We start from the raw sequence: 18,131 nt of genomic DNA, 5'->3' as shown, positions 1-18,131 counted from the left end.
CCTACTGCCCCGGCACGATCTCGCTCCACACCTGCTTGCCCCCACTGACCGGCAGCGTCCCCCAGGCCACCGACAGCGCCTCGACGAGGAGGAGGCCGCGCCCGCCCGTGGCCTCCCAGCCGATGCTGGCCGGCCGGACGGGCGCGCGGGGCGAGGAGTCGGCGACGGCGACGCGCAGCCGGTCGCCCACGCGGGTGAGGTCGAGGCGGACCTGGCCGTCGGTGTGCACCAGGGCGTTGGTGACGAGCTCGGAGACGACGAGGAGGACGGCGTCCATGTCGCGCTCCGGCACGCCCCAGGTGCGCAGGGTGCGCCGGGTGAAGCGGCGGGCGTGCCGGACGGCCTCGGGGAGGCGCCACACCGTCCAGCTCTCGCGCAGCGGGCGCACGGCCATGCCGTCGTAGCGCATGAGGAGCAGGGCGACGTCGTCGCTGCGGCGGGCGCCCTCAAGGAGGGCGTCGGCGACGGGGCCGAGGTGGGCGGGGTCACAGGCGGCGAGCCCGCGGGCGAGACGGTCCAGGCCCACGTCGATGTCCTCGTCGGCGGACTCGACGAGGCCGTCCGTGGCCAGGGCGAGGACGGTGCCGGGCTGCAGCCTGAGCGGACTCATCGGGAAGTCGGCCTGGGCCACCACGCCGAGTGGCGGGCCGCCCTCCGCCTCCGGGATCTCCGTACTGCCGTCCGGATGCCGCAGCACCGGCGGCAGATGGCCGGCGCGGACGCACCAGGCGGAGCCCTCCTCCATGTCGACGTCGACGTAGGCGCAGGTGGCGAAGAGGTCGGTCTCCATGTCGACCAGTAGGCGGTTGGCGTGGGAGACCACCACGTCCGGCGGGTGTCCCTCGACGGCGTAGGCGCGCAGCGCGGTGCGCATCTGCCCCATGAGGGTGGCGGCGCCCGCACTGTGGCCCTGGACGTCGCCGATGATCAGGGCGACGTGGTGCTCGGGCAGCGGGATCACGTCGTACCAGTCGCCGCCCACCTCCAGGCCGGCGGTGGCGGGCAGGTAGCGGGCGACGGCGACCGCGCCGGGCAGCTTCGGCAGGCGGCGCGGCAGCAGCTGGCGCTGGAGCATGCCGACGAGTTCGTGCTCGGCGTCGAAGGCGCGGGCGCGGGTGAGGGCCTGACCGGCGAGGCCTGCGGAGGCGGTGAGCAGGGCACGTTCGTCGGGGCCGAAGTCGTGCGGGGCGTCCCAGCCGATCAGGCAGACGCCGGCCATGCGGCCACCGGCGGGCAGCGGCAGCACGGCGAGGCCGCCGGGGCCGACCTCGGCGAGCGCGGGTTCCAGAGGGGCTCCGGCGGGCCAGATCTGGGCGCGGCCCTCGCGCAGGGCGGTGGCCAGCGTGGGCATGGCGCGCACCGGCGCGTCGGGCCACTCGGTGCGCCACTCCAGCCGCCACAGCTCGGGCCAGGCCTCGGGCTCGGGCGGGTCGAGGACGGTGACGACGAGCCGGTCGTTCTCCAGTTCGGCGAGCGCGATCCGGTCGGCGCGCAGCGGTTTGCGCAGGGCGCCGACCACGGCCTGGCCGACGTCGCGGACGGTGCCCGCGGTGGCCAGCGCGGCGGCCAGGCGCTGCACACGGGCCACGTCGGTGACGTCGGGGCGCAGCTCGGCGGCGTCGGCGACGGTGCCCACGAGCCGCGCGGGCCGGCCCTCGCCGCCGGGCAGCAGGCGGCCGCGCAGCCGCAGCCACTTCGGCGGGCCGGCGGGCTGCAGCACGCGGAACTCCAGCTCGCGGTCGCCGATGGACATGTGGTCGGCCTCCACGACCGACATCAGCGAGGGCAGGTCCTCCGGAACGGTGAGGCCGAGCAGGGTCTCCACCTTGCCGTCGTACTCGTCCGGGTCGAGGGCGAAGAGGGCCAGGATGTCGTCGCCGACCTCCACCCGGCCGGAGTCCATGGCGAGGCTGAAGGCGTCGGGCGGCAGCTCCTCGCTCTCGGCGGCCGGCCCCGGAGGGGGGCAGGTGGCGGCCTCGGCGATCAGTTCCAGGCATGTGCGGTCGTCGGTGTCGAAGCCGCGTGGGCTCTCGGTGACGGCCAGGAGGCAGCCGCCGCCGTCCCCGTGCACGGGCAGGGCCGCCAGATGGAAGTCACCCGGCGGCGTGCGCCGGGACTGGGCGCCGGCGGCGAGCTCCTCGGGGCCGAGCCACACCGGACGCCCACCGCGATGGGCCTCGGCCGCCGGGGAGCCACCGGCGACGGGATAGGTGTCGCGCACGCCGTACAGCGTCCGCGGCACGCCGGCCGATTCGACCAGGCACAGCAGCTCGCCGTCCTCGCCCAGGCGGTAGACGGCGGCGAGGGCCGCGCCCGCGAAGACGAGCGCCTGTTCGAGGACGCGCCGCAGCCGCTCGGGTGAATCCTGACCGGACGTGATCGTTTTGAGGGCATCCTCTGCACGCAGAGTTCTCTCTCTGCGTCCGGCTGTGCCCTGACTGACCACGTCCGTCATTACAGCGCTTATGGGGCACGTGCGCAGCCCCTGTGAGTGTTCCGTGGAGCCGACCGGGCCGGACCGCTCGAAAGGTGCCGAACATGTCTTTACGCGTGCGTTCCGCACGGTGGTCTCGTGACAGAAGTGACTGTGCGGGGCCGCCCGCCGACTGGAAATGTCGGTGCCGTTCAGGGCCTGCCTCCCTGGAAGAAGCCGAGGCGGAGCCATAGGGAGGGGACGCGTATGGACAAGCGGTACGAGGTGTACGCGCTCGCCGACCGGCACTTCTACGACACGCCGGACCGGGCGGGCGCGGGCACGCGGGAGGCCACGCCGCTGTACGAGGCGGCCCGCCGCGCGGTGCCGGAGGGCTGGGAGGCGGCCCGGATCGGTGACTGGCTGACCATGACGCCGCTCGGCGAGGACGGCGGTGCGCTGCCGGGTCCGGCGCAGGGCTGGAAGATCCACGCTTCCGCCACCCGCGCGAACGCGGAGGAGATCGCCGGAATCGTGTGGGACTACTGCGTGCCGCGACGCATCCCGTTCAAGTTCGTGCCCGGCCCGCACCTGCTGCACCTGCGCAACACCAAGTACGCGCCCCGCGACGGCAGCGGCAAGTTCGTCACCCTCTACCCGGCCGACGACGAGCAGCTGCACAGGGTCCTGCGCGAGCTGGGAGAACGGCTGGAGGGCTTCGAAGGGCCGTACATCCTCACCGACCTGCGCTGGGGCGAGGGTCCGCTGTACGTGCGCTACGGCGCCTTCGCGCGCTCGTTCGTCGTGGACGAGCGGGGGTCGCTGGTGCCGGCGGTGCGGGACGGCGAGGGCCGGCTGGTGCCGGACCGGCGGGCGCCGTCCTTCCAGGTGCCGGAGTGGGTGACGCTGCCCGCGTTCCTCCAGCCGCATCTGGACGCCCGCAACACCACGACCGTGGGCGAGCTGCCGTACCGGATCGAGAAGGCGCTGCACTTCTCCAACGGCGGCGGCGTGTACGCGGGCACCGACACCCGGGACGGGCGCAAGGTCGTCCTGAAGGAGGGACGGCCGCACGCGGGCCTGGCGGCGGACGGAGCGGACGCGGTCGCGCGGCTGGAGCGGGAGAAGGCGGCGCTGGAGCGCGTCTCGGGCACGGGTGTGGTGCCGGAGGTGCGCGACTGGTTCGAGCTCGGCGGCCACCGGTTCCTGGTGATGGACTTCCTGGAAGGCCGCCCGCTGAACTCCTTCTTCGCCGAACGGCACCCGCTGCTCACCCCGGACCCGGATCCCGAGGCGGTCGCCGCCTACACGGCGTGGGCGCTGCGCATCCACCGCAGGGTCGAGGAGGCGGTCGCGGCGGTCCACGAACGCGGGATCGTCTTCAACGACCTGCACGTCTTCAACATCATGGTCGCGCCCGACGACGAGTCGGTCTTCCTGCTGGACTTCGAGGCGGCGGCCGACGCCGAGGAGAACGGCCGCCAGGTCGTCGCCCACCCCGGTTTCTTCGCCCCGCCGGACCGCAGGGGCACCGACGTCGACCGGTACGCGCTGGCCTGCCTCAGACTCGCCCTGTTCATGCCGGTCACCACGCTGTTCGTGGTCGACCGAGGGAAGGCGGCCCATCTGGCCGAGGTGATCGCGGGTCAGTTCCCGGACGTGCCACGGGAGTTCCTGGACGAGGCGGTCGCGGAGATCACGCGGATGCCGGGCCCGGCCCGCCTGCCCTCCGCCGCGCCGACGGCCCCCGGCGACTGGCCCTACAGCCGTGACTCGATGGTCAAGGCGATCCTCGCCTCGGCCACCCCGGAGCGTGACGACCGGCTCTTCCCCGGCGACATCGCCCAGTTCTCCGACGGCGGCGGACTCGGCCTGGCGCACGGCGCGGCCGGTGTGCTGTACGCGCTGGCCGAGGCAGGCGCCGAACGGTACGAGGAGGGCGAGCGCTGGCTCCTGACCCGCACCGATCCGGCGCCGGCGGGGACACCGCTCGGCCTGTACGACGGGCTCGCGGGCATCGCCTACGTACTCGACCGGCTCGGGCACCGGCAGCGGGCGCTGGACCTGGTCGACGGCATCCTGAAGGAGCGGTGGCAGAACCTCTCCTCCGACCTGCACGGCGGGCTGGCCGGGCTCGGCCTGGTCCTGGGCCACCTGGCCCACGCCACCGGCGATCCGGAGCTGACGGAGAGGGCCGCCGAGGCCGCCCACCTCCTCGTCCGACGGCTCGCCGAGCCGCCCTCCGCCACGCCCCGGCGCCGGGCCGGGCTGCTGCGCGGCGCGAGCGGGCCCGCGCTGTTCCTGCTGCGGCAGTACGAGCGGACCGGCGAGAAGGAGCTGCTGGACGCGGCCGGTGCCGCGCTGCGCCGGGACCTGGACTGCTGTGTGACGCGCGAGGTCGGGGCGCTGGAGGTCGACGAGGGCTGGCGGACGCTGCCGTACCTCGGCGACGGCAGCGCGGGGCTGGGCATGGTCCTCGACGACTGTCTCTCTCAAGTCCCTGATCCGGACGGGCAGTTGGAGCGGGCGCGCTCCGGCATCATCACCGCCGCCACCTGCCGCTTCTACGCGCAGCCCGGCCTCTTCCAGGGCCGCGCCGGAATGATCCTGCACCTCAGCCGCTCCTCCGCGCCGGGCGCGACCCGGGCGCGGCTGGACGAACAGATCGCCGGGCTCGGCTGGTTCGCGATGGCGTACCAGGGCCAACTCGCCTTCCCCGGCCACCAGATGATGCGGCTGTCCATGGACCTCGCCACCGGAACGGCGGGCTGCCTGCTGGCTCTCGCGGCGGCCCTCGACGGCGAGAGCACCGCCCACCTGCCGTTCCTGCCGCCACGGCGGCCCCACGAACGCGGCTCCGCGACCTGACGGAGCCGTGACTCAACCCCGTCCCCACGGATGGACACGACAGAAAGGACACGTCATGGCACTTCTCGACCTGCAGACGATGGAGTCCGACGAGCACACCGGCGGCGGTGGCGCCAGCACGGCCTCCCTGCTGTCCTGCGTCAGCGCGGCGAGCGTTCTGCTCTGTCTCTGACGAGCGGCGCCCCTGGCTCCGGGCGGTCCTCTCCCACGCGGGAGGGGCCGCCCGGGGTCCGTCGTACCACCCCCGAGCCACTGAGACGCGAGGGCCGCAGCCCTATGACGACCCCTGCCGACGACGCCCGTACGCTGCTGCGCGACGCCACCCGGCACAGCGGACCCCGCTGTGTGGTGCTGTGCCTGGCGAGCACCGTCGCGACCGGTGCCGGACTGCTGCTGCCGGCCGCGCTGGGCAGGACCCTGGACCTGCTGCTGGCCGACGCCCCGGCGACCCGCTGGGTGCTGTACTGCGCCGGCATCGTGCTGCTGCTCGCCCTGCTCGACGCCTGCGAAACCGTGCTCACCGGCACCGTCGACGCCCGCTCCACGGCGTGGCTGCGCCGGCGGCTGACCGGCCATGTGCTGGCCGTGGGCCCGCGCGCCGCCGACCGTTTCGGCTCCGGTGACCTCGTCGCACGCCTCGTCGGCAACGCCGCCCAGGCCGGGACGACCCCCGCGGCCCGTGCCGCGCTGCTCGCCGCGGTCGCCGGTCCCGTCGGGGGCGTGGTGGCGCTCGGCATCCTCGATGTCCGGCTCGCCGCCGTGTTCCTCGCCGGAGCGCCGGTGCTGTACCTGCTGCTGCGCGCCGTCGCCCGCGACACGACGGCGTGTGCGGCGCGCTACCAGCAGGTGCAGGGGCGGATCGCGGCCGGGCTGGCGGAGGCCGTCGGAGGCTCCCGCACCATCCGGGCGGCGGGTACGGCGGAGAAGGAGGCGGCGAGGATCCTGCGGCCGCTGCCCGAGCTGTCCCGCGCGGGGCACGAGATGTGGCGGGTGCAGGGCCGGGCCGCCGGGCAGGCCGTCGCCGTGGCGCCGGTGCTGCAGCTCGGCGTGGTCGCCGTGGCCGGGCTGCTGCTCACCCTGCACCAGCTGTCGGTGGGCGAGGTGCTGGCGGCCTCCCGGTACGCGGTGCTCGCGACCGGCGTCGGGGTGCTCGTCGGACAGCTCGCGGGCCTGGCCCGGGCCCGGGCGGCGGCCGGGCGCCTCGGCGAGCTCCTGGCGGAGCCCGCCCCCGCCCACGGGGAGCGCCGGCTGCCCGAAGGACCCGGCCGGCTGGAGCTGCGTGGCGTGACGGCCCGGCGCGGCGGGCGGACCGTCCTCGACGGCGTCGACCTCGTCGTGCCGGGCGGGACGACGCTGGCCGTGGTCGGCCGGTCGGGCTCCGGCAAGTCGCTGCTCGCCGCGCTCGCCGGGCGGCTGGCCGACCCGGACTCCGGAGACGTTCTGCTCGACGGGGTACCGCTGCGGGACCTCACCCGCGAGGAACTGCGCCGCGCCGTCGGCTGTGCGTTCGCCCGCCCCGCCCTGCTGGGCACGACCGTCGAGGACACGATCGCCCTCGGCCTGTCGTCCCCCTCCCCCGCCCGTATCCGCGAGGCGGCCCGCACGGCCCGCGCCGACGACTTCGTCCGCCGCCTGCCCGACGGGTACGCCACGGCCCTCGCCGACGCCCCGCGCTCCGGCGGGGAATCCCAGCGACTGGGCCTCGCCCGGGCGTTCGCCCACGGCGGTCGGCTGCTGATCCTCGACGACGCGCTCTCCAGCCTCGACACGGTGACGGAGCACCACATCACCCAGGCCCTCCTCGGGTCCGCCCCCGGCAGCACCCGGCTCCTCGTCGCCCACCGCGCGGCCACGGCCGCCCGTGCCGACGCGGTGGCATGGCTGGACGAGGGGCGGGTGCGGGCCGTGGGACGGCACGAGGAGCTCTGGCGACGCCCGGAGTACCGGGCCGTGTTCGGCCAAGCGGGAGGCGATGCGTGAGCGACGGCAGGGTGTACGGACGCGGCCTGCGCTTCCTCCGGGCGCGATGGCGGATCCTGCTGCGGCTCGGCGGCTGGTCCGTACTGGAGACCGGGCAGACGTTCCTCCTCGGGTACGCGCCGGCCCGCGCCCTGGACGAGGGGTTCCTGGCGGGACGGCCCGGAGTCGGGCTCGGCTGGCTGGGCGTGGCCGGGCTCGCGGTCGTCGTCGGTGCGTTCGGGACCGCGCGGGTGTACACGGCTGTGGCGGCCCTCGTCGAGCCGCTCCGGGACCGGCTGGTGACCGGGGTGGTGGCCCGCGGGGTGCGGGACGGGGACGGCGGCGCCCTGTCCGGGCTGACGCAGCAGGTGGAGATCGCACGGGACACCTTCGCCGGGCTGGTGATGGTCTCCCGCTCGTTCGTGTTCACCGCCGTCGGCGCGCTCGCCGGGCTGTTCTCGCTCGCCCCGCCGCTGCTGCTGGTCGTCGCGCCGCCGCTCGTCGCCGGGGTGGCGCTGTTCACGGCGACGCTACGGCCGCTGGCCCGCAGGCAGCAGGCGTTCCTCGTCGCCGACGAGAACCTCGCCGGTCACCTGGGGGACGTCGGCCCGGGCCTCAGGGACATCACGGCGGCCGGCGCGGAGGACCGGATCGCCGCCGACACCGGGGAACGCGTCGACGCCGAGCTGCGGGCCGCCCGCTCCCTCGCCCGCTGGGGCGTCCTGCGCGTGGCCTCCCTGGCGGTCGGCGGGCAGCTGCCGATCGTGCTGCTGCTCGCCGCCGCGCCCTGGCTCCTCGACCACGGCGTCACCACGGGCGCCCTGGTCGGCGCCCTCGCCTACGTCACCCAGTCCTTGCTCCCCGCCCTGCGGAACCTGGTCCACGGCCTGGGCGTCAGCGGCTCCCGGCTGGCGGTCGTGCTGCGCCGCCTCACGGCCGACGACGGCGCAGCGGGCCGGCCCCGCTCCAGCCGTGCCGGCTCCGGGACGCACCGCGCACCCGCGAAGCCCGACGCCGCGCCCCTGCCCGAGCCGTCCGTCGGTACCCCCGCCCTCCTGCTCTCCTCCGTCACCTTCGCCTACGGCCCCGCCGCCGCCCCCGTGATCGAGGACCTGGACCTCACTCTCCCTCCCGGCTCCCACCTGGCCGTCGTCGGTCCGAGCGGCATCGGCAAGTCCACGCTCACGGCGCTGGTGGCGGGGCTGCTGGAACCCGCGCGGGGCACGATCCGGGTGGCCGGGCACGCGGTACCGGGACCGGCGGCGGCCGCTCGGCGGGTGCTCATCCCGCAGGAGGCGTACGTCTTCACCGGCACCCTCGCCGAGAACCTCGGCCACCTCCGGCCGGACCGCGTGCCCGAGGCGGAGCTGCTCGCCGCCGCCGAGGCGGTGGGGCTGGCTCCGCTCCTGGAGGCGCTCGGCGGGCCCGCGGCCCGGGTCGATCCGGCGGCGCTCTCGGCGGGCGAGCGGCAGCTGATCGCGCTGACCCGGGCCTATCTGTCGTACGCCCCGCTCGCCCTGCTCGACGAGGCGACCTGTCACCTGGACCCGGAGACGGAGGAACGCGCGGAGCGCGCCTTCGCGGAGCGGCCGGGCGGCACCCTGGTCGTCGTGGCGCACCGCATCAGCTCCGCCCGCCGCGCGGACCGCGTCCTGGTCATGGACGGCCCGCACACCGCGTACGGCAGCCACGACGAGCTCCTGCGCCGTTCGGCGCTGTACCGCGATCTCGTCGGCGGCTGGACGCCCGGGTCCGCCAGGCGGTCACAGCCAGCCCTCCCCCTGGGAGATACGGATCGCGTCGATACGGTTGCGGGCCCCGGTCTTGCGGGTGATGGCCGCCATGTAGTTGCGCACGGTCCCGTGGGACAGGTGCAGGCTCCCGGCGATCTCCGCGACGGAGGCCCCCTTGGCGGCCAGGGATAACACGCTCAGCTCCCGCCGGGTCAGCGGCATCTCCGCGGCCTTGACGAAGCCGAAGCCCAGCGAGTCGTCGATGAAACGTTTCCCCTGGGCGACCCTCCGGATCCCGCGCACCAGGTGTTCCGGCGAGCCGCTCTCCTTGTCGACGTAACCCAGCGCCCCGGCCTCGATGGCCCGTTTCAGCAGCCCCGGTCTGTTCGCACTGGCAAGGACGAGAAGCCGTGGGGGCGTCATGCCCGGCCCCTGCGGGAGCAGGTCGCCCAGCGGCGGGACGCCGTAGGTGTCCAGGCACTCCAGGTCCGCCGCGCAGACGTCCGGCCGCACCGACCGCACCCGGCCGGCCGCGCCGCGCCACGAAGTGTCGTCCACCGCGAGGTCGGGCTCCCGGCGCAGCCACTCCGCCAGAACCGATCGCACCAGACACGCGTCGTGCACCAGAAGTACCCGGATCACTGCCACCCCTTCAGCTCGCCGTACGCCGGTTCCTGAACGCCTGCCCCATTGTTCGCGAGCGTGACCGGTCCTGGGCGCGAGGAACCGGCCATCAGGGTGCGCGGGGGCGCACGCGCGGCGCCCGCACATGGGCCCGCGCACCGACTCTGGGGGCATGGGACGCAAGGTGCGGGGTACACAGGGGGGCTTCGTCGTGCGTGAGTGCCTTGTGCCGCACGCGGGTCCCTTGCGCCCGTTCCCGGCCGGGAGCGGCGGGCTGGGCGCTCGCCGTGCGCGCCGAGCCGCCAGGAGAGAGATTTGACCCTGGAACCGTCGTGCGGCCGTGCGAGGAGGTGGTCGGCGTGTCCGACGGGCCGTCGTCCCGGCAGGCGCCCCCGACCGCGAGGGCACCCGTCGGACGTCCGCTGCTGTCCCTGACGCTGGCCTCGATGATGGACGAGGTGCACGCGCACTCCGGCGCGGTCTACCTGATGGCGGAGGACCAGCCGGTGCTCGAAATGGCGGTGATGGCGGGCCTGCCCCGGGCGTTCGCGGCGCCCTGGGAGCGGCTGGGGCTGAACGCGCGGATCCCGGTGTCCGACGCGGCACGGGAGCGGCGGCTGGTCTGGGTCGGTGGCGAGGAGGAGATGGCGCGCAGCTATCCGCGCGTCGCCATGGTGCTGCCCTACCCGTTCGCGCTGGCCGCGCTGCCGGTCGCCACCAGCACCACCGTGTACGGCGCGGTGTTCGTGACCTGGCCCGGTTCGCACCCGCCGGAGCTGTCGCAGCGGGAGCGGGAGCAGCTGACCGCGGCCTGCGACCGGCTCGCGCTGCGGCTGGAGCGCGCGGCGGCGGAGAGCCGTACGCTGCACGCCGAGGCGGATCTGGTGGCCTCCCCGACGGTGGGGGGCGCGGCCGGCACCCTCGGCTCGGTCGAGGCGGCGCGGATGGTGGCGCGGCTGCCGTACGGGCTGTGCTCGCTCGATCTGCACGGGCGGATCGGCTTCGCCAACGCGGCGGCGGCGGAGCTGACGGGAGTGCCGGTCGGCAGGCTGCTCGGTTCCCATCTGTGGTCGGCGGCGCCGTGGCTCAACGACCCGGTCTACGAGGACCAGTACCGGGCCGCGCTGATCAGCCAGCACACCACCTCCTTCGTGGCGCTGCGTCCGCCCGGCGACTGGCTGTCGTTCCGCCTCTATCCCAGTCCGAACGGGATCAGCGTCCGCATCAGCAGGGCCCGGGGGGTGTCGCAGGCGGGCGGGGCCGCCCGGGCCGCCGACGACGCCTCGCCCCGGCTGGTCACCATCTCCCACGTGGTGAGCCTGACCGGCGCGCTCACCGAGGCGGTGAGCGTGCAGGACGTGGTGCGGCTGGTCGCCGACGAGATCGCGCCGGTCGTACGCAGCCAGGCCCTGGTCGTCCTGGGCTCCCGCGCGGGACGGCTGCACGTGCTGGGGCACCGGGGGTATGAGGATCCGGCCGTGGTGCAGCGGTTCGACGGCATGCCGCTGTCGGAGCCGACTCCGGGCACGCAGGTCCTGCAGACCGGGGTGCCCGCGTTCTTCGAGTCCCGGGAGGAGCTGGAGCGTCTGTATCCGGGGCGGCAGGCGGCCCTCGACGGGTTCGCGGCCTGGGCCTATCTGCCGCTGATCGCCTCGGGCCGGCCGGTGGGCACCTGTGTGCTGGCCTACTCCGAACCGCATCCCTTCCGGACGGAGGAGCGCGCGGTGCTGACCAGCCTGGCCGGGCTGGTCGCGCAGGCCCTGGACCGCGCCCTGCTGTACGACGTCAAGCACCGGCTGGCGCACGGGTTGCAGGCGGCCCTGCTGCCGCACTCGCTGCCGTCGCTGCCCGGCATCGACGCCGCCGCCCGCTATCTGCCGGCCACGCGGGGCATGGACATCGGCGGCGACTTCTACGACCTCGTGCCGACCGAGGGCCGGGCGGCCGCGGTGATCGGTGATGTGCAGGGGCACAACGTGACCGCGGCCGGGCTGATGGGGCAGATCCGCACCGCCGTACGCGCGTACACGACCGTCGGGCAGGCCCCCGAGGAGATCATGCGCAGCACCAACCGGCTGCTGATCGACCTGGGTACCGATCTGTTCGTCAGCTGCCTGTACCTGCGGCTCGATCCGGGCCGGGGCCGGGCCGTGATGTCCCGCGCGGGTCACCCGCCGCCGCTGCTGCGCCGGCCGGACGGGCGGGTACGGGTGCTCGACCTCGCCGGCGGTCCGCTGCTGGGTATCGACGCCTTTGCCGCGTATCCCTCGACGGAGGTAGACCTCGCCCCCGGTTCCCTGCTCGCCCTCTACACCGACGGGCTGGTCGAGTCCCCCGGCGTCGACTTCGAGGAGGCTCTGGCCGACCTGGGCCGCCGGCTGACCGAGGCCGGGGACCTGCCGCTGGACGAGCTCGCCGACAGCCTGGTCCGGCACGAGGCGGATACGGAGCACCGGATCGACGATGTGGCGCTGCTGCTGCTCAGGGCGCGGGCGGACGGCTGACGCAGGGCGTCCGCCCGGCGCGCCGGACAGGTCCGCGTCGGCCCGAGGCAGTGGAACAGAACGGTCCGGCCCTCCCGCCGGAGGGCCGGACCGGTTCACCGTCGGCCGGAACCGCGGGTGGGGCCGACGGTGGTCTCCGGGACACCGGTGGGGCCGGGTCAGCCGTCCTCACCCACCGGTGGCCGACTCACTGTTACTGCGTCAGACCGGAGCCGTGCGCGGCGCCTTCGCCCGCACCGTCACCGGCACCGGCCTCTTCACCGCCGGCCTGCTCGCCTGCGCCGGCCTCCTCACCGGCGCCGGCCTGCTCACCAGCGCCGGCCTCTTCACCGCCGGCCTGCTCGCCCGCGCCCGCTTCCTCACCGGCGCCGGCCTGCTCACCGGCACCGGCCTCCTCGCCGCCGGCCTGCTCGCCCGCGCCCGCTTCCTCACCGGCGCCGGCCTCCTCACCAGCACCGGCGTCTCCGCCGGCACCGGCCGCGCCGCCACCGCCGAGGGTCGCGCCGACCGCCTCCAGTGCGGTGGTGACCGGCTGGAAGAACGTCTCGCCGCCGACCGTGCAGTCGCCGCTGCCGCCCGAGGTCAGACCGATCGCGAGACCGTCCTGGGTGAACAGCGAGCCGCCGCTGTCGCCGGGTTCGGCGCAGACGTTGGTCTGGATGAGCCCGGTGACGGTGCCCTCCGGGTAGTTCACGGTGGCGTCCAGGCCGAGGACCTGACCGTCGGACAACCCGGTGGTGCTGCCCATCCGGAAGACCTCCTGACCCACCGTCGCCTCCGCGGCCTCGGAGATCTGGACGGTCTGGTCGCCGAGGTTGACCTCGCTCGGCGCCTCGGTGGCCGGGTCGTCGTACTTCACGAGTGCGAAGTCGCCCTCGCCCGGGAAGACCGCCTGGTCGACGGTGGCGATCGGCTGGCCGTCCTGCGCGTCGGACCACTGCTCGGCCGCGACTCCGCAGTGACCCGCGGTCAGGAAGGCGGGCGAGCCGTCGCCCGCGGTGACGTTGAAGCCGAGCGAGCAGCGCGCGCCGCCGCCGAAGATGGCGTCACCGCCCGAGGCGAACGTCTTGAAGGTGCCCGCGGACTTCTTGATGGTCGCCATGCCGGAGCCGAGGCTCTGCACGGTGGACTCCAGTCTGTCCCACTTGGCGCCGGTGACGGTGCTGTCGGCGGTCACCAGGATCTTGTTGGTCCGCGGGTCGAGCGCCCACGAGGTGCCCGCGATCGTCGCCTTGGACTTGAGGGTCTGCGCACCGGCCTTCAGCTCGGACCAGCTGTTGTCGACCTCGCGGACCTCGGCGCCGGCCTTCTTCGCCTGCACGACCACGTTGTTGTTGTCGCCGGGTACGACGTTCACGACGAGCTGCTGGCTGTCGGCGTCGTAGTACGAGCCGCCGAAGGTCTCACCGAGGAGCCCGGCGAGCTGCGAGGCGAGATCCGAGGCGTCCGCCGCCTTCAGGGTCTTCGGCGCGGCGGCGTCGTCCGACGCGCCGTCCTGCGACGCGTTGGCGTTCGGCAGCAGAATCGCGGCCGCTCCGAGCGCCACCACGCCGCCCGCCGCGATCGCGGCCTTGCGCTTCGGAATTCGCTTGTGACTCAAACTTCTCGACCTCCTGAGGAACGGGGTCCGTGCCACCGTTCGGCAGCTGTTCTGTGGCGCCTGGATGGCTGTTGGTACGCACGGGGTGCGCGGGGCGTTCAATTCCGTTTGCGGGTATGCCGATGTGCACTGCGAATCGGCCAGGCGCCGCGTCCGGTGGGCCGGCGGCGGGAACAATCCCCCATATGACGATGACCACCGCTGAAGCCGACAAGATCCTCTCCGCCAACTTCGCCCCCTGGGTCCTCGACCTGGGCCTCACCGTCGAAGCGGTGGGCCAGGACCGCGCGATCCTGCGACTGCCCTGGTCACAGCGGCTGGCCCGGGAAGGCGGAGCGCTGTCGGGCCAGGCGCTCATGGCCGCAGCGGACACCGCCACGGTGATCGCCGTGTCGGCGGCGCGCGGCGGCTACGGGCCCATGACGACCGTTCAGCAGTCCACGTCGTTCCAGCGGGCGGTGTCCGGTTCGGATGTCCTGATCGAGTCGGTGCTGACCAAGCTGGGCCGCCGGATGGCGTTCGCCGACATCACCTTGACCGCCGAGGAGTCGGGGGAACTCGCGGCACGCGCGAGCACGGTGTATGCCCTACTGGGCTGACACGGTCGGCTACCGATCAGTAACAGTCCGTCTCGATCACGGACCCTAATCCCGGCTTCAGAGAATCTGCACATCGAATGCCCAAGCCAGTCACCGAAGCCGACGCGCCCGCACAGGTCACCGACGTCGGCCACGCCTTTGGGGCGGGAGTGCCGGATTCGCCTCCGGGATGGCAAGCGTGCGGGGCGGGTTGACGGCGTGTCGCATGTGAAGAAGTCGCCACCGAGCCGTGCGCAGACCTGCACGGTTCGGTGCTCCTGAGACTCAATTCCGCAGGTGAGACGGGTGGTTGATTGGAAGCGCGGACCCGCAGCGTGCTTTGATCCATCGCACCGCGGACCGCCAACGGCTCTCGGAGACGGGCGCCAGGCGCTCGCGGTCGCGGCCGTCCATCTGTCCCCAGAGGGGGCCGCTCCCCCCTTGTGAGATATCCATATGAAGGGAAGTTCCATCATGAACTCCACCCCCCAGGTTGAGACCGTCGAGATCGCCGACGCCGAGCTGGACAACGTTTCCGGCGGCCTGTCCGTGAACGCGGTCAACTCCGTCACCGGTGCGGTGGACGGCATCCTCCCGGTCTCCCCGCTGGTCGACACCGCCGTCGGCACCGTTGAGGGCGCCACCGGTCTGAACACCGCTCCGGTCACCAACCTGGTCGCCGGTCTCTGATCGCACCCCTTTGTGCTGACGGGTCCCGGAGCCGCAACCAGCGGTTCCGGGATTCTCGGATGCCGTCGTCCGACCGGCACGTGAGCCGGTCACTCAGTCTTTCCGCAAGTGTTCCGCAGGTGAGGGAAACCACGTGCAGTTCCGCCAACAGGCCCTCGCCAAGCTCCAGTCACCGGAGGAACTCGACCTCCCGGTGCGTTTCGCCCGCCCGCAGGGCTGGCTGGTGCTCTCCGTGACCGTGGTCGCGATGGTCGCCGCGTCCATGTGGGCGGTGACCGGCTCGGTGGCCTCCACGGTCAGCGCGCCCGCCATCCTCACCCACGGGCAGGGCAGTTATCTTCTGCAGAGCCCCGTCGCGGGCCAGGTCACCGCGGTCCTCGCCAGACAGGGCGAGCGGCTCCCGGCCAACTCCCCCGTCCTGAAGGTCCGTACGGCCAAGGGCGACACGGTCGTCCGAACCGTCGACGCGGGCCGCATCAGCGCGCTCGCCGCCACCGTGGGCCAGATCATCCAGACCGGCGCGAACGTCGCCGCCGTGGAGAAGGTCGCCCACACCAAGGACCCGCTGTACGCCACGGTGTACGTGCCCGCCGAGAACGCCGCCTCCATCCCCGCGCACGCCTCCGTCGACCTGACGGTGCAGTCGGTGCCGAGTCAGGAGTACGGCGTGCTGCGCGGCCACGTGAAGTCGGTGGACCGCTCCGCGCAGTCCGCGCAGCAGATCTCCGCCTTCCTCGGGGACAGCCAGCTGGGCGAGCAGTTCACCAAGAAGGGCAGGCCGGTGGCCGTGACGGTGCGCCTCGACACGTCCTCCGCGACGAAGAGCGGCTACCGGTGGTCCTCGGCGGACGGGCCGCCCTACGCCCTCACCTCCATGACCATGGCCACGGGCTCGATCCGGCTGGCCGACCAGCGTCCCGTCGATTGGCTGCTGCCGTGACCGCCACCGCACCGGACACCCGGAGCAGGCGCCGCGCCGCGCCGCCCAAGCGCAAGGTGCCCAAGGGCCGGGCCAAGAGCGTCCGCACGCCCACCGTCCTGCAGATGGAGGCCGTCGAGTGCGGTGCCGCCTCCCTGGCGATGGTGCTCGGCCACTACGGCAAGCACGTCCCGCTGGAGGAACTGCGCATCGCCTGCGGCGTCTCACGCGACGGCTCACGCGCCAGCAACCTGCTCAAGGCCGCCCGCAGTTACGGCCTGACGGCCAAGGGCATGCAGATGGACCTGGCCGCCCTCGCCGAGGTGAAGGCGCCGGCCATCCTCTTCTGGGAGTTCAACCACTACGTCGTCTACGACGGCATGGGGCGCCGCTTCGGCCGCCGCGGGGTGTACATCAACGACCCCGGCAAGGGCCGCCGGTTCGTGCCCATGGAGGACTTCGACGGCAGCTTCACCGGCGTCGTGCTGACCATGGAGCCCGGCGAGGGCTTCTCCAAGGGCGGCCGCAAGCCGGGCATCCTGGGCGCGATGCCCGCCCGGCTGCGCGGCACCGCGGGCACCATGCCCGCCGCGGTGCTGGCGAGCCTGCTCCTGGTGGTGGTCGGCGCGGCGGTGCCCGCGCTCAGCCGCACCTACATCGACATGTTCCTGATCGGCGGTCAGACCTCGCTGCTGGGCGTGCTGTTCGCGTCGATGGGCGCGTGCGTGCTGCTCACGGTGGTCCTGACCTGGCTCCAGCAGGCGAACCTACTGCGCGGCCGCATCATCTCCTCCACGCTCTCCAGCGCTCGCTTCCTGCGCCATCTGCTGCGGCTGCCGGTGACGTTCTTCGCCCAGCGCAGCCCGGCCGACCTGGTGCAGCGGCTGCAGTCCAACGACGCCGTGGCCGAGACGCTGGCCCGCGACCTCGCGGCGGCCGGCGTCGACGCGGTGGTCGTCGTGCTCTACGCGGTGCTGCTGTACACGTACGACCCACAGCTCACCTTCGTCGGCGTCGGCGTGGCGCTGCTGAACATCGTGGCGATGCGGGTCGTCGTCCGGCTGCGTGCGACCCGTACCGCGAAGCTGCGCGCCGACACCGCCCGGCTCACCAACACCGCCTACACCGGGCTCCAGCTGATCGAGACGATGAAGGCCACCGGCGGCGAGGACGGCTACTTCCGCAAGTGGGCCGGACAGCACGCCACCACGCTGGAGGAGCAGCAGCGGCTGGGTGTGCCGAGCGCCTGGCTGGGCATCGTCGCGCCGACGCTGGCGACGCTGAACAGCGCGCTGATCCTGTGGATCGGCGGCATGCGAGCGGTGGAGGGGCATATCTCGGTCGGCCTGCTGGTCGCCTTCCAGGCGCTCGTCACCCGCTTCACGGCCCCGCTCACCCGTCTCAACGGTGTCGCGGGCCGTATCCAGGACTTCGCGGCCGACGTGGCCCGGCTGAAGGACGTCGAGAACTTCCAGGCCGACCCGCTCTACGGCCGTCCGGGCGCCGGCGAGTCGACGCGCCGCCTGCACGGCCATGTCGAACTGCAGAACATCACCTTCGGCTACAACCCGCTGGACAAGCCCCTGCTGACGGGCTTCGACCTGACCGTCGGTCCGGGGCAGCAGGTCGCGCTGGTCGGCGGCTCCGGCAGCGGCAAGTCCACGGTGTCCCGGCTGATCTCGGGGCTGTACGCGCCCTGGGAGGGCGTGATCCGCATCGACGGGCAGCGCATCGAGGACATCCCGCGCGGCGCTCTGGCCGCCTCGGTCTCCTTCGTCGACCAGGAGGTGTTCCTCTTCGAGGGCACCGTCCGCGACAACGTGGCGCTGTGGGATCCGTCGATCCCGGACGACGCCGTGGTGGACGCGCTGCGGGACGCGGCCCTGTACGACGTCGTCATGCGCCGCCCCGGCGGCATCCACAGCAAGGTCGAGCAGGACGGCCGCAACTTCTCCGGCGGTCAGCGCCAGCGGCTGGAGATCGCGCGGGCCCTGGTGCGCAGGCCCAGCATCCTCGTCCTCGACGAGGTGACCAGCGCGCTGGACGCGGAGACCGAGCAGATCGTCATGGACAACCTGCGCAAGCGGGGCTGCGCCTGCGTGGTGATCGCGCACCGGCTCAGCACCGTGCGCGACAGCGACGAGATCGTCGTCCTCCAGCACGGCACGATCGTGGAGCGCGGACGGCACGAGGAGCTGGTGGCGCGCGGCGGCGCGTACGCGGCTCTGGTCAGGGAGCGGTGA

The 18,131-nt window shown here is 73.6% G+C and carries 11 protein-coding genes and 1 pseudogene; 9 read left to right on the top strand and 3 right to left on the bottom strand.

The window, feature by feature from the left end:
* Nucleotide 1: 1 nt before the first annotated feature.
* Nucleotides 2–2,455, bottom strand: a complete 2,454-nt coding sequence (locus NW895_RS22475; RefSeq protein ID WP_289937573.1) for a SpoIIE family protein phosphatase — start codon at nucleotides 2,453–2,455, stop codon at nucleotides 2–4.
* Nucleotides 2,456–2,680: 225 nt separating this feature from the next.
* On the opposite strand from NW895_RS22475, the gene lanKC reads away from it, so the two are divergent.
* The 4 genes from lanKC to NW895_RS41240 all read left to right on the top strand — a co-directional run bounded on the left by lanKC (nucleotide 2,681) and on the right by NW895_RS41240 (nucleotide 9,165).
* The gene (gene lanKC / locus NW895_RS22470; protein ID WP_289937571.1) at nucleotides 2,681–5,281 is read left to right on the top strand and encodes a class III lanthionine synthetase LanKC; all 2,601 of its coding nucleotides are present in this window, start codon (nucleotides 2,681–2,683) and stop codon (nucleotides 5,279–5,281) included.
* A gap of 55 nt (nucleotides 5,282–5,336) precedes the next feature.
* Complete coding sequence (locus NW895_RS22465) at nucleotides 5,337–5,453, top strand: SapB/AmfS family lanthipeptide (protein ID WP_289937569.1); 117 nt, start codon at nucleotides 5,337–5,339, stop codon at nucleotides 5,451–5,453.
* 104 nt (nucleotides 5,454–5,557) lie between these two features.
* Nucleotides 5,558–7,261 (top strand): ABC transporter ATP-binding protein, encoded by a 1,704-nt coding sequence (locus tag NW895_RS22460; protein ID WP_289937568.1) that lies wholly within the window; start codon nucleotides 5,558–5,560, stop codon nucleotides 7,259–7,261.
* Nucleotides 7,258–9,165: an ABC transporter ATP-binding protein gene (locus tag NW895_RS41240; protein ID WP_354670102.1), complete on the top strand. Its 1,908-nt coding sequence runs from the start codon at nucleotides 7,258–7,260 to the stop codon at nucleotides 9,163–9,165. The genes NW895_RS22460 and NW895_RS41240 overlap by 4 nt, the downstream gene beginning before the upstream one ends.
* Here NW895_RS41240 and NW895_RS41235 read toward each other — a convergent pair.
* A pseudogene (locus NW895_RS41235) lies at nucleotides 9,088–9,396 on the bottom strand (LuxR C-terminal-related transcriptional regulator); the annotation flags it as partial. The gene NW895_RS41240 and the pseudogene NW895_RS41235 sit on opposite strands and share 78 nt — an antisense overlap.
* 551 nt (nucleotides 9,397–9,947) lie before the next feature.
* On the opposite strand from NW895_RS41235, the gene NW895_RS22445 reads away from it, so the two are divergent.
* Entirely contained in the window at nucleotides 9,948–12,101 is a 2,154-nt protein-coding gene (locus tag NW895_RS22445; protein WP_289937806.1) for a SpoIIE family protein phosphatase, read from the top strand.
* A gap of 193 nt (nucleotides 12,102–12,294) precedes the next feature.
* Here NW895_RS22445 and NW895_RS22440 read toward each other — a convergent pair whose 3' ends face one another.
* Nucleotides 12,295–13,701 carry a S1 family peptidase gene (locus NW895_RS22440; RefSeq protein ID WP_289937566.1) on the bottom strand — a complete coding sequence of 469 codons (1,407 nt, stop codon included), beginning with the start codon at nucleotides 13,699–13,701 and terminating at the stop codon, nucleotides 12,295–12,297.
* A 185-nt stretch (nucleotides 13,702–13,886) separates the two neighbouring features.
* Here NW895_RS22440 and NW895_RS22435 point away from each other — a divergent pair, with 185 nt between their 5' ends.
* The 4 genes from NW895_RS22435 (at nucleotide 13,887) to NW895_RS22420 (ending at nucleotide 18,131) form a co-directional block, all read left to right on the top strand.
* Nucleotides 13,887–14,300 carry a PaaI family thioesterase gene (locus NW895_RS22435; protein ID WP_289937565.1) on the top strand — a complete coding sequence of 138 codons (414 nt, stop codon included), beginning with the start codon at nucleotides 13,887–13,889 and terminating at the stop codon, nucleotides 14,298–14,300.
* Between the two features lie 453 nt (nucleotides 14,301–14,753).
* Entirely contained in the window at nucleotides 14,754–14,969 is a 216-nt protein-coding gene (locus NW895_RS22430) for a type A2 lantipeptide (protein WP_289937564.1), read from the top strand.
* A 133-nt stretch (nucleotides 14,970–15,102) separates the two neighbouring features.
* A complete protein-coding gene (locus NW895_RS22425) occupies nucleotides 15,103–15,909 on the top strand; it encodes an HlyD family efflux transporter periplasmic adaptor subunit (RefSeq protein ID WP_289937563.1) in 807 nt (268 codons plus the stop codon).
* Complete coding sequence (locus tag NW895_RS22420) at nucleotides 15,906–18,131, top strand: NHLP family bacteriocin export ABC transporter peptidase/permease/ATPase subunit (RefSeq protein WP_289937562.1); 2,226 nt, start codon at nucleotides 15,906–15,908, stop codon at nucleotides 18,129–18,131. Before NW895_RS22425 ends, NW895_RS22420 begins: the two co-directional genes overlap by 4 nt.

Origin of the sequence: Streptomyces sp. S.PNR 29 (assembly GCF_030386795.1) — a bacterium.
In the GTDB taxonomy this organism is placed as follows: Bacteria; Actinomycetota; Actinomycetes; order Streptomycetales; family Streptomycetaceae; genus Streptomyces.
Note: the sequence above shows the minus strand (reverse complement) of the source record. Positions and strands in the feature narration are given on the sequence as shown.